The organism is Pseudomonas sp. EA_35y_Pfl2_R111 (assembly GCF_963970955.1).
Lineage (GTDB): Bacteria > Pseudomonadota > Gammaproteobacteria > Pseudomonadales > Pseudomonadaceae > Aquipseudomonas.
The window spans coordinates 895,604-908,509 of record NZ_CAXAOM010000001.1; the positions used below are offsets into that span (position 1 = coordinate 895,604).

Annotated in this window: 13 protein-coding genes; 5 read left to right on the top strand and 8 right to left on the bottom strand. The window is 62.4% G+C overall.

From position 1 onward, the window contains the following. Positions 1-36: 36 nt before the first annotated feature. On the bottom strand, positions 37-708 hold the full coding sequence (locus AACY25_RS04435; protein WP_339410528.1) for a hypothetical protein: 672 nt from the start codon (positions 706-708) through the stop codon (positions 37-39). A gap of 213 nt (positions 709-921) precedes the next feature. On the opposite strand from AACY25_RS04435, the gene AACY25_RS04440 reads away from it, so the two are divergent. Both AACY25_RS04440 and AACY25_RS04445 read left to right on the top strand, forming a co-directional pair. Beyond that, entirely contained in the window at positions 922-1,455 is a 534-nt protein-coding gene (locus AACY25_RS04440; protein WP_339410529.1) for a cupin domain-containing protein, read from the top strand. Positions 1,456-1,488: 33 nt separating this feature from the next. Further along, on the top strand, positions 1,489-1,812 hold the full coding sequence (locus tag AACY25_RS04445) for a thioredoxin family protein (protein ID WP_339410594.1): 324 nt from the start codon (positions 1,489-1,491) through the stop codon (positions 1,810-1,812). A gap of 26 nt (positions 1,813-1,838) precedes the next feature. Here AACY25_RS04445 and AACY25_RS04450 read toward each other — a convergent pair whose 3' ends face one another. From AACY25_RS04450 to AACY25_RS04480, 7 genes are all read right to left on the bottom strand, one after another. Further along, positions 1,839-2,744, bottom strand: coding sequence for a DMT family transporter (locus AACY25_RS04450; RefSeq protein ID WP_339410530.1), 906 nt, complete (start codon positions 2,742-2,744; stop codon positions 1,839-1,841). Positions 2,745-2,932: 188 nt separating this feature from the next. Beyond that, the gene (gene arsJ, locus AACY25_RS04455) at positions 2,933-4,174 is read right to left on the bottom strand and encodes an organoarsenical effux MFS transporter ArsJ (RefSeq protein ID WP_339522764.1); all 1,242 of its coding nucleotides are present in this window, start codon (positions 4,172-4,174) and stop codon (positions 2,933-2,935) included. 149 nt (positions 4,175-4,323) lie between these two features. Next, positions 4,324-5,328 (bottom strand): ArsJ-associated glyceraldehyde-3-phosphate dehydrogenase, encoded by a 1,005-nt coding sequence (locus tag AACY25_RS04460; RefSeq protein WP_339522765.1) that lies wholly within the window; start codon positions 5,326-5,328, stop codon positions 4,324-4,326. A 24-nt stretch (positions 5,329-5,352) separates the two neighbouring features. Next, positions 5,353-5,679: a YnfA family protein gene (locus AACY25_RS04465; RefSeq protein WP_445262114.1), complete on the bottom strand. Its 327-nt coding sequence runs from the start codon at positions 5,677-5,679 to the stop codon at positions 5,353-5,355. A gap of 7 nt (positions 5,680-5,686) precedes the next feature. After that, positions 5,687-6,181, bottom strand: coding sequence for a phosphatase domain-containing putative toxin (locus AACY25_RS04470; protein ID WP_339522768.1), 495 nt, complete (start codon positions 6,179-6,181; stop codon positions 5,687-5,689). A gap of 18 nt (positions 6,182-6,199) precedes the next feature. After that, positions 6,200-6,910 carry an arsenical resistance protein ArsH gene (gene arsH / locus AACY25_RS04475; protein WP_339522769.1) on the bottom strand — a complete coding sequence of 237 codons (711 nt, stop codon included), beginning with the start codon at positions 6,908-6,910 and terminating at the stop codon, positions 6,200-6,202. A gap of 24 nt (positions 6,911-6,934) precedes the next feature. Continuing rightward, complete coding sequence (locus AACY25_RS04480; RefSeq protein WP_339522770.1) at positions 6,935-7,708, bottom strand: metalloregulator ArsR/SmtB family transcription factor; 774 nt, start codon at positions 7,706-7,708, stop codon at positions 6,935-6,937. 294 nt (positions 7,709-8,002) lie between these two features. Here AACY25_RS04480 and arsB point away from each other — a divergent pair, with 294 nt between their 5' ends. The 3 genes from arsB to AACY25_RS04495 all read left to right on the top strand — a co-directional run bounded on the left by arsB (position 8,003) and on the right by AACY25_RS04495 (position 12,849). Beyond that, positions 8,003-9,070, top strand: a complete 1,068-nt coding sequence (gene arsB / locus AACY25_RS04485) for an ACR3 family arsenite efflux transporter (RefSeq protein ID WP_339522771.1) — start codon at positions 8,003-8,005, stop codon at positions 9,068-9,070. Between the two features lie 87 nt (positions 9,071-9,157). Further along, on the top strand, positions 9,158-10,036 hold the full coding sequence (locus tag AACY25_RS04490) for an AraC family transcriptional regulator (RefSeq protein WP_339522772.1): 879 nt from the start codon (positions 9,158-9,160) through the stop codon (positions 10,034-10,036). A 176-nt stretch (positions 10,037-10,212) separates the two neighbouring features. Further along, a complete protein-coding gene (locus AACY25_RS04495) occupies positions 10,213-12,849 on the top strand; it encodes a DEAD/DEAH box helicase (RefSeq protein WP_339522773.1) in 2,637 nt (878 codons plus the stop codon). The last annotated feature ends 57 nt before the right edge of the window (positions 12,850-12,906 follow it).

Sequence of the window (12,906 nt, forward strand, 5' to 3'; positions counted from 1 at the left end):
ACGCCATGACGCACTGACTTGCCCTGTTGAAAACGCTTAGTTACCACCACCCACCGCACCGCCTGTTGAGCCGCCAGCAGCGCCCCGATTGCCACCTGTATTGGACGTACCGCTGCTACCGGCAGCGTCACCAGATGCCCCTCCCTGAGAGCTGTTTTCACCCGTATTAGTGCCGGTTGAATTACCGGGTGCGGTAGTCGACTGGCCTTGTCCGGTGGTTGGCGTACCTGGCGCAGTAGTCGATTGGCCCTGTCCAGTGGTCGGCGTACCCGGCGCAGTAGTCGATTGACCCTGTCCAGTGGTCGGCGTACCCGGCGCAGTAGTCGATTGGCCCTGTCCAGTGGTCGGCGTACCCGGCGCAGTGGTCGATTGACCCTGCCCTGCGGCCGGTGTGCCTGGTGCAGTGGTCGGCTGACCTGTGCCGGGTACAGGAGCACCCGGGGTATTGCTCGGGTTGTTTACTGCCCCCGGTTGCTGGGCGTTGTTATTCACACCCGGGGCATTGTTCTGCTGCTGGTTACTGTTCTGCTGTTGGGTTGCCTGGCCGTTCACAGTGTTGTCGACTGCGGGTAGACCATTGCGCTCGCGCACCATGTTGTCGCCGATTTGGTCACGCTGCTGCTCGAGGGTCATGCCGCCGTCGTCTGCCAATGCGGCCTGGGAAACCAGTATCGCCAAAACCAGCATCGGGAATTTGAGTTTTCTCATCTCGGTTTCTCCAAGAGGTTTGTGGGCTTGCCTAGTGGTGGACCACCGGCATCGCATGCGCGTTCAGCAAATCGGCTGGTCACAAGTCTGGCGTCCCGATGCATGGGTTCGCCATCTCGGAGGAACTTTGTCCAGTCGCTTCTTTTCCGAACGTTAAGGACCGAACTGCGGCCAGCGAACCAGCAGCCGACAAGTCACTCCAGAGAAAGCCCCATGAGCAGACCCGCTACATTGCAAACAAAACAGCCACAACAATTGTTATTCGACAGCGATGGCGTGATTCCCAATAGCCCGCTGCCGGTGCTGATCTATCGTCAGGTCGACCTCAATGGCGATCTGACAGCCGCGTTCGAGCGAGCCTTCGAGGCCAATCAATGGCCGCCACAATGGCGCGACGGCATCTTCGATTATCACCACTACCATTCCAACGCCCATGAAGCACTGGGCGTCGCAGCGGGTAGCGCCGAGGTTATGCTAGGTGGCGAACAAGGCCAGGCGGTACACCTGCAGGCCGGTGATCTGGTGATTCTGCCGGCCGGCACCGGGCATTGTCGTATCGAACAAAGTGCCGACTTTCTGGTAGTGGGTGCGTACCCCGCGGGCCAGGAGCAGTACGATATTCAGCGCGCCGACGCCAGCAACCTCGACGCCTCGCTGGAGCGCATCGCCCGAGTGGCAATGCCGCAAACCGATCCGCTGTATGGCGACCAGGGCGCCCTCGCCCATGCGTGGGGCGTAAAACCTTGAGCGAATACCGTTAACCAGGAGGTCGCCATGAGCATGAACACTGAGTACCTTGCCAACGAACCCACCCGGGATGCACTCGACGCGCTGCCCGGACCCACCCTGATTGAGTTCGGCACACCTTGGTGCGGCCATTGCCAAGCGGCGCAACCCTTGCTCGCCGAGGTATTCGCCGGCCATCCACAGGTACGCCACCTTAAAATCGAGGATGGCAGCGGCCGTCGTCTCGGTCGCTCGTTCAAGGTCAAATTGTGGCCAACGCTGATCTTCTTTCACGACGGCCAGGAAGTCGCGCGCCTGGTCCGGCCCACCAGTGTCGGCCAGATCGAGCAGGCCTTTCTGACGCTCACCACGCCTTAATCCAGACCTGCATGGCAGCGGTCGCGTTAACCCTTTGCGGCCAGTGCAACCGTTGTCGGCAACGCCTTAGGTTTACGGAACACCAGCACGTTACCGAGCATCACCAGCACCAGGCCGAACAACGCCGGAGCCGTCCATTGATAGCCCTCGGCAAACACCGAGATATTCAGCGCCACCACCGGGAACAGCACGGTGCAGTAGGCCGCGCGCTCCGGGCCCATGCGTCCGACCAGGGTCAGGTAAGCGGTAAAGCCGATCACCGAGCCGGGAATCGCCAGGTACAGCAGAGTGCCGACGTAACGGGTATTCCACTCAAAGCCGAACGGCGTGCCGCTGACCAGACAGATCGCCACCAGCATCAGCGCGCCATACAGCATGCCCCAGGCATTGGTGGTCAGCGGCTTGAGCCCGGCCTTTTGCTGCAGGCTGGAGAGTATATTCCCAGCGGAGAAACACAGGGTGCCGACCAGCGCCAGGCCGATACCCAGGAGGGTTTCATGGCTGGCTTCCTGCCCGGCCAGCTCCGGCCAGAACAACAACGCCAGGCCGCCTAGGCCCAGCGCGCCCCCAGCCAGCACATTGACGGCGATCTTCTGCTTGAAGAACAGCCGCGCGTTGATCGCATTCCACAGTGTCGCGGTAGAAAAAATCACCGCCACCAGGCCGCTGGGGATCCACTGGCTGGCGGTGTAGAAGCACATAAAATTCAGACAGAACAGACACAAGCCCTGCACCAGGCAGATCAGCTGACCGCGTGTGTCGAGCTTCTGCAGGCGACCGCTAAGCAGCAGGATAGCGAACAGCACAGCGGCAGCCAGGGCGAAGCGATAGGCAATCGACGCGGCAATCGCCACCTCGCCCAGCTGCAGTTTGAGGGCAATCCAGGTGGTGCCCCAGATCAGTACGGTCAACAGATAAAGCGACAGGTTCATCAACAGACTCCCGGTAGATGGATCAGAGTCTGCGCCTGATCAGGTCTGGCGTTCTTGCACAAACTTGCGCTTATTAAGTGCTAAGGCCGCTTTTGTAGGTTGGGTTAGTGGCGCAGAACCGAGGACTGAGGAACAACTGCATACCCGCGCGCCACGTAACCCAACAAGCGGATCACGGCTAGATGCATCTAGCCGTGATCCGCAGGCCTAACAGGGTCCTGTCGATGCCTAGGCAACCCGATGGAAATCAACGCCGCTAGCAGCACAAAGCCCGAGGACACCCACAGGCAGGCTTCCAAGCCATAGGCCTGATAGACCCAGCCCGACAGCAGCGTGCCGAGAAGCCGGCCGAGGGCGTTGGACATGTAATAGAAGCCGACATCCAGCGACACGCCGTCTTCCTTGGCGTAGCTGACAATCAGGTAGCTGTGCAGCGAAGAGTTCACCGCAAACAGCGCGCCAAACAGCATCAGCCCGCCGAGCAATACCCACTGCGCCGGCAAGTCACTGTTCAGACCCAAAGCAATTGCGGCGGGCAACCCAGCCAGCACGGCAGCCCAGGCGAATGCCGCGCGACCATCCGGCAACTGACCGCTGGCCTTGCCGGTGATGGTCGGGGCGAAGGACTGCACCATGCCGTAGCCAATCACCCAGGCGGCGAGAAAGCCGCCGACCATCCAGAAATCCCAACCAAACACACTGGACAGATAGACCGGCAGCGCCACGACAAACCACACATCGCGGGCACCGAAGAGAAACAGTCGCGCCGCCGAGAGAATATTGACCGCCTGGCTCTTGGACAGAATGTCGCGAAACTTCGGCTTGGCTTTCGCCTTGCCCAAATCCTTTTTCAACAGCAGCAGACTGGCCAGCCAGATCAGCGCCAGCACAGCGGCCATGGCCAGCACTGCGCCGGCAAAACCGAGCAGCGCCAGCAACGCACCGCCCATAAAGAAGCCCACGCCCTTCAGCGCATTCTTCGAGCCGGTCAGTATCGCCACCCACTGGTACAGCGTGCCCTGCTGGCTGTCCGGCACCAGCAGCTTGATCGAGCTTTTCGCGCTCATCTTGTTCAGGTCTTTGGCGATACCGGACAAGGCCTGGGCGCCCATCACCCAGGGAATCGTCAGCCAGGCCGCAGGCACCGTGAGCATCAGCAAGGCCGCCACCTGCAGGCCCAGGCCGATATTCATGGTGCGATTAAGCCCCAACCGCGCCCCCAGGTAACCGCCGACCAGATTGGTGACCACGCCGAAAATCTCATAGAACAGAAACAGCGCGGCAATCTGCAGCGGCGTGTAACCGAGGCTATAAAAATGCAGCACCACCAACATGCGCAACGCACCGTCGGTAAGGGTAAAGGCCCAGTAGTTGCCGGTGACCAGCAGGTATTGGCGCACTTCGGGGGCTAGGCGGGATAGCGCGTGCATCAAGAGTTCCTGTTGTACTACGAAGCTTGGTGGGTATCGTCGAGTTCAACCCATCCTACGGGGCTACAAACCAGACCGTAGGGTGGATGGCGCTTTATCCATCCACCAGATAACCAAGGTGGATGAAAAGGCGTCATCCACCCTACGAGTCAATCGGCTGCGCCGACCATTCGCGCCAGTTCAACCGCGCGGTTGGCGTAGCCCCATTCGTTGTCGTACCAGGCGTAGAGCTTTACCTGGGTGCCGTTAACTACCATGGTCGACAGCGCATCGATGATCGAAGAGCGCGGGTCGGTGCGGTAGTCGATGGATACCAGCGGACGTTCCTCATAACCGAGAATGCCGGCCAGCGGCCCGTCGGCCGCAGCCTTGAGCAGTGCGTTGACCTCCTCCGCCGTGGTCGCGCGCTCCACCTCAAACACGCAGTCGGTCAGCGAGGCGTTGGCCAGTGGTACACGCACCGCGTGGCCATTCAGCTTGCCGCGCAGCTCGGGGAAGATCTCGGCAATAGCCGTGGCCGAGCCGGTGCTGGTGGGGATCAGGCTCATGCCGCTGGCGCGGGCCCGGCGCAGGTCCTTGTGCGGCGTATCGAGGATGCTCTGGGTATTGGTCAGGTCGTGGATGGTGGTGATCGAGCCGTGGCGGATGCCGAGGTTCTCGTGGATCACCTTGACCACCGGGGCCAGGCAGTTGGTGGTACAGGACGCCGCCGCGACGATGCGGTGCAGCGCCGGATCGAACAGCTGCTGGTTGACGCCCATGACGATATTCAGCGCGCCCTGCTCTTTCACTGGCGCGCAGACCACCACGCGCTTTACGCCCTGATCCAGATAGCCTTGCAGCAGGGCGACGGTTTTCATCTTGCCGCTGGCCTCAATTACCAGATCGCAGCCGCTCCAGTCGGTATCGGCAATGGCCTTGTTGGCCGTGACCTGAATCCGCTTGCCATCGATCAATACACAGTCGCCATCGCTACCGGCCTCATGCAGCCAGCGGCCGTGCACCGAGTCGAAGTTCAGCAGATGGGCGTGGGTCGCGGCGTCGCCGGCCGGGTCGTTGATCTGCACAAACTCCAGCTCCGGCCAGCCCCAGGCGGCGCGCAGCGCCAGACGACCGATACGACCAAAACCGTTGATACCTACCTTGATAGCCATGGACAGAGTCTCTCGTTGAACGGATTAAATATTGCGCGGCGCAAACATAATGATCGCCATACCGAGCATGGCCACAGCCGCGCCCAGCAGGTCCCAATGGGTCGGGCGAATACCGTCCACCAGCCACAGCCAGATAATCGCCATCGCCACATACACCCCGCCGTAAGCGGCATACACGCGCCCGGCGGCGGTGGGGTGCAGGGTCAGCAGCCAGGCGAACAGCGCCAGCGATACAGCGGCCGGCAGCAGCAGCCAGATGCTCTTGCCCTGCTTAAGCCACAGATACGGCAGATAGCAGCCGATGATCTCGGCCAGCGCCGTAAGGGCGAACAGGCCCAGGGTATTGAGCATGCTCACCTCAGTTGCCGAACTGGGCGAGCCAGCCCGCATGGGCCGGATGCTGGATGGCTTTCGGCCGCAGCGCCTGCACCAGGCTGACAGCCTCACTGCGGGCAATACCCAGCTCGATCAGGATGCGCGCAGCAATCAGCCCGGTGCGCCCGGAGCCGCCTTTGCAGTGGATGGCGACGGCCTTGTCGGCCGCCAGCAGCTCAGCCATCTGCGCCATAGCCGCCGGCCAGGCTGCATCGAAATCCGCCTGTGGCACTTGCTCATCAGCCGCTGGTAGATGCAGCCAAAGCAAACCTTGCGCGGCGCACAGCGCGGGCAAATCGCTGGCGGCGTTTTGCGCCAGCTCGGCGGTCGGCATCAAGGTCAGCACGGCATCGGCGCCTGCCTGCTTGAGGGTACTCAAGGCGCTGTCGATGCTGCTGTCCTTGGTGCCTGGACAAGGTGTGAAGATCAACCGGCCGGGGCGATGGGGAATGCTGAGAACATCAAAAGGATGGGACATGCTGATTGATCCTGAAAATTAAATGGAAGCCTGATTGACCCGTTTGCTCAGCTGCTCGGCCGATTCCTTTCGCTCGGAGTAGCGGTCCACCAGGTAGTCCGTTTGGCCGCGCAGCAGCAGGGTGAACTTGACCAGCTCCTCCATCACGTCGACCACGCGGTCGTAATAGGCCGAAGGTTTCATCCGCCCGGCGTCGTCAAATTCGAGGAAGGCCTTGGCCACCGAAGACTGATTGGGGATGGTGAACATGCGCATCCAGCGCCCCAGCACGCGCATCTGGTTCAGCGCATTGAACGATTGCGAGCCGCCGCTGACCTGCATCAGCGCCAGGGTCTTGCCCTGGGTCGGGCGCACCGCGCCCATGCTCAGGGGAATCCAGTCGATCTGCGATTTGAACACCCCGGTCATCGCGCCATGGCGCTCCGGCGAGCACCAGACCATGCCCTCGCTCCACAGCACCAGCTCGCGCAGCTCCTGCACCTTGGGGTGATCCTCGGGGGCATCATCCGGCAGCGGCAGGCCGCTGGGATTGAAGATCCGTGCTTCGGCACCGAACTGTTCAAGTAAACGCGCGGCTTCTTCAGTCAGCAGGCGGCTGTAAGAGCGCGCGCGGTTGGAGCCGTACAGCAGCAGAATGCGCGGTTTGTGCAGCGGGGCCGGCTTGGCCAGCTGTTCCTGGTTGAGCGGATCGAGCAGTTCGGGGTCGATATTCGGCAGTTCGGGGCTCATGGCCTTTCTCCAGAAAACAGTGGCTCAGCCGCACAGTGAGGCGCGATCAGGGCGGTCACGCATGCTGTGCAGACGCAAGCGATCTTCGGCCAGCTGTGGGTCATCAGCCTGAAGCACCTGAGCCAATATCTGACCAACCCAAACCGGCAGTTGCGGGTGCAGGCGGTAATACACCCACTGCCCAGCGCGGCGGTCCTGCAACAGGCCGCTGCTGCGCAGCTGCGCCAGATGACGGGAGATCTTCGGCTGGCTTTCCTGCAGGGCGGCGGTCAGCTCGCAGACGCACAGCTCGCCCTCCTGGGCGATCAGCTGAGTCATGCGCGCGCGGGTGTCGTCGGCCAGGCACTTGAACAAGGTGACCGGCGCCAGCATCTGCAGCGGAGCCTGGGCCTTGCTCTTGACCAGCACGAACATCTTGATGCGCTCATGGATCTGCTGCAGGCAGTGCTTGTAGGCATTCTTCTGCTGGCTGCTGGCCGGGTCCTCGAAGTCCCAGGCGATATATTCACCGGCACCGGGCAAGGTGCTGCACTCGAAGGCGGACTTGTCGCACAGGGTGATCACGTAGTCGAACTGCTGACCGTCAAAACTCTCCAGCGGCTTGCTGTGCAGGCCTTCTGTGCTCACGCCCAACTGCTCCAAGGCCTGGCGCGCGCGCGGGTCGACCTCGCCAGGCAGGGTGCCGGCGCTAAAAACCTCATAACCATCGGGGTCGGTATGGCGCAACAGGGCTTCGGCCATCTGCGAGCGGGCGGCGTTTGCAACGCAGAGAAACAGCACGCGGGTCTTTTGGCTCATGGCGATGGGTGTCATGTAAATACGGTTTGGCGAATATATTGATATCCATATATCTTGTAAACCGTATATTCAGCCCAGTCCAAGCCGACCCAGATCAATAACGAGCGCAGCGGGACTGGCTAGCAGGCCGTTGAAAAACGTTGGCGAGGCAGCCAGCGCAAGGCAAAAACAGGCGAAAAAGCGGAGTTTACGGACTGTAAATGAGCATTTTGAGCCTGTTTTTAACGCCGCGATGGCAACGCAGGTAGTTTTTCAACAGCCTGCTAGAGTCGCCCCTCACCCAAGGAATCCAGCATGGCCAACGCCCTAGAATCCTCCACCCCTCAAACCCGCTCGCCGCTCGGCCTGTTCGAGCGCTACCTGACGCTCTGGGTATTTCTCTGCATCATCGGCGGCACCCTGCTTGGCCTGTTCGCGCCCAAAGCCGCGCAGACGGTGGGCGCGCTGGAAATCGCTCAGGTGAATATCCCCGTAGGCCTGCTGATCTGGGTGATGATCATCCCCATGCTGATGAAGATCGACTTCGGTGCCATTGGAGAGGTCTACCAGCAGCGCGCCGGCCTGGGCGTGACGCTGAGCATCAACTGGCTGATCAAGCCATTCACCATGGCCTTTATGGCCTGGCTGTTTCTGCGCCATGTGTTCGCCGGCTGGCTGCCGGCCGAGCAGATCGACAGCTACGTGGCCGGGCTAATTCTGCTCGGCGCCGCGCCCTGCACCGCCATGGTGTTCGTCTGGAGCAACCTGTGTAAGGGCAACGCCAACTTCACCCTGACCCAGGTGGCGATCAACGACCTCGTGATGGTGTTCGCCTTCGCCCCCATCGTCGCTTTACTGCTGGGCGTGTCGTCGATTCCGGTGCCCTGGGACACCCTGCTGCTGTCGGTGGTGATGTATATCGTCATTCCCCTGGCCATCGCCCAATTTATCCGTGCGCGCTTGCTGCGCCGAGGTGATGCAACGCTGCAAGCGGTGCTGGCGCGCATCGGCCCCTTCTCCATCCTCGCCCTGCTGGCCACTCTGGTGCTGCTGTTCTCCTTCCAGGGCCAGACCATCGTCGCGCAACCGTTGATCATCGCCATGCTGGCGGTGCCGATTCTGCTGCAGACGCTGTTTATCGCTGCGCTGGGTTACTGGATGTGTCGGCAACTCAAGGTGCGCCACGACATCGCCGGGCCGGCAGCGATGATCGGCGCGTCGAACTTCTTCGAGCTGGCGGTGGCAGTGGCCATCGCGCTGTACGGCTTCAACTCCGGCGCAGCGCTGGCAACGGTGGTCGGCGTGCTGATCGAGGTGCCGGTGATGCTCTGGCTGGTGCGCATGGTCAATAACAGCAAGGGCTGGTACGAGCAGCGGGCCTGATCTCCGCATTGCACAATCTTGCGCATTTCTCCTGTCGGGGGCTGGCAGCCGTTGCAAGCCGGCGTAGCATGGTGCGACGGAGGTTCTATGTCGCAACTTGAGCACCTACAGGTTTTCCAGAGCATGCACAGCTCGCCCAACACCCGCCTGCACCGCAGCGCCGAGTTGGGCGACGGGCTGGCGGCTGCCGTGTGGAGCAACCGCCATGATGCCCGCGACTACGAAGCCCCCAGTCATCACACCCTGTCCTGCTACCTGGCCGGCGGCACCGGTACCTTCCGCCGCGAAAGCCCACACAGCAAAGGCGCGCCGGACAAGTTATGCATCCTCCCGGCCGGCCATCAGTCGGAATGGGTGATCAACGGTGAAATCCATCTGGCCCATCTGTATATCAGCCAGGAGCAGTTCGCCCTGGCGGCCGTGAATCTGCTGGATCGTGAGCCACGGGAACTGGAACTGCGCGAAGGCACCTTTCTCGACGACCCGCAGCAGGCCCAGCGCTTTCGTCAGCTCAGCCAGCTGGATTGGCAGGAACCCGCCGAACGCCTGCTCAGCAGCAGCCTGGCCCACGGGCTGATCAACCACGCCTTGCTATCCCAGGTGGGCCGCCGCGAAGGCCTGCGCCTGACCGGCGGCCTGGCCCCTAGCCAGCGCCGCCGGGTGCGCGAGTTTATCCAGGCCAACCTCAGTGAGCCGCTCAGCCTGGGTCAGCTGGCCAGTTTGTGCGCGCTCTCCGAATACCACTTCGCCAGGATGTTCCAACTCAGCTTCGGCCTGCCGCCGCACCGCTATGTGCTCGCGCAGCGCCTGCGCCATGGCCAACAGCTGTTGCAACACAGCACCCTACCATTGGCTGAAGTGGCCATGGCCTGCGGCTTTGCCAGCGCCAGCCACTTCAACAACCGCTTCCGCCAGGCCTTCAGCGCCACGCCGGGACAATACCGCGCGGCCCTGCAAAGCCCCTAACCCCACGCAAAGCAGCATCAGCCCACCGCATACCTGCCTATCAGGTAACGCAGCTTTGCGCCTCCTGCGCCTGAAAACAGCCTGCTAATCCCACGCTGGCTGTGCAAGAATCATCGGCTGCCTTCGAGAAAGCTGCCCATGCCACGATTCATCCACTCGCCTGCCCGGTGCCACTGATGGCCCTCGATATCCTGCATCTACGCCAGGAAGACTGGCGCGCGGAATTCGGCGTGGGCGATCTGCAGCGCGGCCAGGGCTATGCCGCGCAAGGCCGCAGCCGTTTGCTCAGCCTCAAGGACAGCACCCTGCTGGCCAGCTGCCGTGGCTCCGGTGCGCAAACCTATCAACAGCGCATTACCCTGCATCATTACGGCCAGGGCTGGGGCGTGACCGGCCATTGCAGCTGCCCGGTGGGCTTCAACTGCAAGCACGTGGCCAGCGCCCTGCTCACCCTGCAAACCCAGCAGGAACAAGGCGTCGACCTCTCGCCGCTGATCGTCAGCAGCCCGCAGGCCCGCGAAGAGTGCCTGGAGAATCTGCAACCGACCCCAGTGCTGAGCCTCGGCAGCCTGGTACGCGTGCACTTCGATGCGCGCAAGGGCCGCATGCAGGAACAAACCCAGCACCGTGCCGCATTGGCCTTCGATTACCAGGGCCATCTGGCGGCGGGCAAACAGGGCAAGGACCTGCTGATCAAGCAGAGCGCCCAGCACAGCCTGCGCATCGTGCGTGACATCAGCGCTGAAACCCAGCTGCGCAAACGCCTGGAGCAGACCGGTCTGCAAGTGGCACTGCGGCAGAGCGAAGCGCTGCCGGAAAGCGCCGGCGAAGCTTACGAGCAACCCAACGAGGCCGCCTGGCTGCAGTTTGTCCGCGAGCAATTGCCGCTGCTGCGCGAGGAAGGCTGGCAGATCCGCATGCAGCCGGACTTCCAGTTCAACCTGACGCCAGTGGATGACTGGTACGCCGAAGTCGAGGAAGACCCCGAGCAGAACTGGTTCGATCTTGAACTGGGTATCGAGGTCGAAGGTCAGCGCATCAGCCTGCTGCCGATTCTGCTGCAAGCCATCCGCCGCGCGCCCTGGCTGCTCAATGGCGAGGCGCTGAACAAGCGCGATGACGATGAGGTGCTGCTGGTCAGCCTGCCGCACAACCACAAGCGCGTGGCTTTGCCGCTGGCGCGACTGAAACCGCTGCTGGCGACCCTCGGCGAGCTGTTCGTGCGTGAGCCGGGCGAGCCCAGCCAGCGCCTGCGCCTGTCGCGCCTGGATGCCGCGCGCCTGAATCACCTGCAAGAAGGACCAGCAATCAGCTGGCAAGGTGGCGGCCCGCTGCGCGACTTCGCCGAACGCCTGCAGCGTCTGGACAGCGCCACCTTGCAAGCGCCCGCCGGTTTGCACGCGGAGCTGCGGCCCTATCAGCTGCAAGGTCTGGCCTGGATGCAGGGCCTGGCCGAGCTGGAAGTCGGCGGCCTGCTGGCCGATGACATGGGCCTGGGCAAAACCCTGCAGACCCTCGGGCATATCCTCTGCGAGTTCAACGCCGGGCGTCTGCAGCAGCCAGCGCTGATCGTCATGCCCACCAGCCTGATTCCCAACTGGCAGGATGAAGCCGCGCGCTTCACCCCGCAGCTCAAGGTGCTAGCCCTGCACGGGCCGAAGCGCCGCGCGCTGTTCAAGCAGATCGACGAGCACCAGATCATCCTCACTACCTACGCCCTGCTGCCGCGCGACCTCAAGGCGCTGGCCGCCTACCGCTATCGCCTGCTGATTCTCGATGAAGCGCAGAACATCAAGAACCCGCGCAGCAAGGCCGCCGTCGCTGCCGGGCAACTGCAGGCCGGGCAACGCCTGTGCCTGACCGGCACGCCGCTGGAGAATCACCTCGGCGAGCTGTGGTCGCTGTTCAACTTCCTCATGCCTGGCTGGCTCGGCGACAGCAAGAGCTTTACTCGCGACTACCGCACGCCGATTGAGAAGAACGCCAACCAGCAGCGTTTGGCGCATCTCACCGGGCGGATCAAGCCCTTTATCCTGCGCCGCACCAAGGAGCAGGTGGCCAGCGAGCTGCCGCCGAAAACCGAAATCACCCACTGGGTCGAACTCAGCGCGGCGCAGCGCGACCGTTACGAAACCCTGCGCCTGGCCATGGACCAGAAGGTCCGTGCGGAAATCGCCCGCCAGGGTTTGGCGCGCAGCCAGATCGTGATTCTCGAAGCGCTGCTGCGTCTGCGTCAGGCCTGCTGCGACCTGCGCCTGCTCGGTGATGAGAGCGACAGCAACCTGACCAGTGCGGACTCCGGCAAGCTCAGCGGTCTGCTGGAAATGCTTGAAGAGTTGTTTGCCGAGGGTCGGCGGGTGCTGCTGTTCTCACAATTCACCTCGATGCTGGCGCTGATCGAAGCCGAATTGAAGACGCGCAATATTCCTTACGCCAAGCTCACCGGCAGCACCCAGGATCGCCGCACCCCGGTGCAGCAGTTCCAGGCTGGCGAACTGCCGATCTTCCTGATCAGCCTGAAAGCAGGCGGCTCAGGCCTGAACCTGACCGCCGCCGATACGGTGATCCACTTCGACCCCTGGTGGAACCCGGCCGCCGAAGCCCAAGCCAGCGACCGCGCCTACCGCATCGGCCAGGACAAGCCGGTGTTCGTCTACAAACTGATCGCCCGTGGCAGCGTCGAAGAGAAGATCCAGCAGCTGCAGCAGGCCAAAGCCAACCTGGCCCGCGGCGTGCTGAAAGGCGGCAGCCAGACCCAGCTGCAGCTCAGCGAAGACGATCTGCAGGCACTGTTTGCGCCGTTAAGCGACTGACTCGCCTTTAGTCGTTTCTCTGCCGCACTATTGGGCCTATTGCGTTTGCGCAATAGC